The organism is Ensifer sp. LC163, assembly GCF_001695855.1.
Taxonomy (GTDB): Bacteria; Pseudomonadota; Alphaproteobacteria; order Rhizobiales; family Rhizobiaceae; genus Ensifer.
Genome location: NZ_MBSS01000048.1, coordinates 1 through 1,997 on the forward strand (window position 1 = coordinate 1; position 1,997 = coordinate 1,997).

Sequence of the window (1,997 nt, forward strand, 5' to 3'; positions counted from 1 at the left end):
GACGACGACGACGACGATGACGGCGGCACCCGCAGCAACCGGCTGCCGGTGGTGGCCGGCCGCAACATTCTTGCCAACGGCTTCATGAACCTGTCGGCGATCATCCTGCTCGATGATCTCCTGGCCAACACGCTCGACCCCGACGGCGACCGGCTGACGATTGCCAATCTGACCGTCTCTTCCGGTTCGGTGCGCGCCTATGCCGACGGCATGTGGCTCTATACGCCGGGCCGCGGCGAGATCGGCGAGGTCAGCTTCAGCTACACCGTCTCCGACGGCAGCGGCAGCGTTGCCAATGGCGCGCTCCTGGCGCTGCTCGACTGGCCGGCCCATGAGATCAAGGGCACCGAGGGACCGGACGTGCTGATCGGCACGCCGCATCCCGATATCATCGCCGCCCTTGGCGGCGACGACATCGTCTATGGCCGCGAAGATGACGACCTGATCCTCGGCGGCAGCGGCAACGACACGCTGCTGGGCGGCGACGGCGACGACACCCTCCATGGCGATGACGGCGATGACCGGCTGTTCGGCGGCAATGGCGACGACATCCTGTTTGGCGGCGCCGGCGACGATCGGCTCCATGGCGAGGCCGGCGACGACATCCTCATCGGCGAGGCCGGCGACGACACAGCTTCGGGCGGCACCGGCGACGACCGGCTGTTCGGCGAGGACGGCAAGGATAGCCTCGAGGGCGATGCCGGCGACGATCTCGTCGATGGCGGCAGCGAAGACGATCGGCTTGCGGGCGGCAGCGGCGACGACACGGTTGTTGCCAGTGCCGGCAACGACGTCATCGTCACCGCAGCGACCAGCGAGGAGGCCCGTCAGGCACCGGTATCGCCGGCCGCCGCCCCCCATACTGACGACGGCGACGATACCTATTCCGGCGGCACCGGCTTCGACACGCTCGATGCCAGCGCCAGCACCAAGACCATCGTCGTCGACCTCGAGCAGGGCACCGCCAGCGGCGAGGAGATCGGCAGCGACACGCTCGACAGCATCGAGGCGGTGATCGGCGGGACCAGTGACGACCAGCTTGCCGGCGATGCCGCCTGCAACACCCTCGCCGGCAATGACGGCAACGATGTCATCGACGGCCGCGACGGCGGCGACACGCTCTCGGGCGGCCAGGGCGACGACACCGTCTCCGGCGGCAACGGCAATGACACCATGCTCGTCGAAGCACCGGCCTGCGTGCCCGGGGAAACGAGCGACGACAACGATACCTATTCCGGCGGCGCAGGAAACGACACGCTCGATGCCAGCGCCAGCACCAAGACCATCGTCGTCGACCTCGAACAGGGCACCGCCGAGGGTGACGAGATCGGATCGGATACGCTCGACAGCATCGAGACGGTGATCGGCGGGACCGGTGACGACCAGCTTTCGGGCGATGCCGCCTGCAACACCCTCGTCGGCAATGACGGCAACGACACGCTGGCCGGCGGCCAGGGCAACGACATCGTCTCCGGCGGCAACGGCGACGACACGGTTATCGTCGTCGCCATGATCGAGACCGGCAACGGCACCGCGACGAATGATGGCAACGATAGCTGTTCGGGCGGCGACGGTATCGACACACTCGATCTCTCGGCTCTGGTCCAGGAAGTCCTTGCGGACATGGAGACCGGGATTGCCGAGGGCAACGAGATCGGCACGGACCGGATCGATGGCTTCGAAATCATCACCGGTGGCCAGGGGGGCGACCAGCTGTCGGGTGGGACCGGCAACAATATCCTGTCGGGCGGCGACGGCAATGACCGGTTGCGCGGCCGCGGCGGCGACGACGTTCTCGTCGGGGGCGCCGGCAACGACGAGCTCGAAGGCAATACCGGCAGCGACACCTTCCTCGTCGTGATCCCACCGGAGGCGAGCGGCAGTGACGGCAACGACCGTATTGACGGCAATGAGGCGGTCGACAGCTACGACGCCTCGGCGGCAACACAGGCGGTGGTGATCGACCTCGACGGTGGCACGGCTGAGGGCGCCGAGAT

1 protein-coding gene is annotated in these 1,997 nt (G+C 67.6%); it reads left to right on the forward strand.

The annotated features are described in order from the left end of the window. On the forward strand, positions 1-1,997 hold a 1,997-nt coding region (locus BC360_RS26310), incomplete at both ends, for a calcium-binding protein (RefSeq protein ID WP_167590862.1).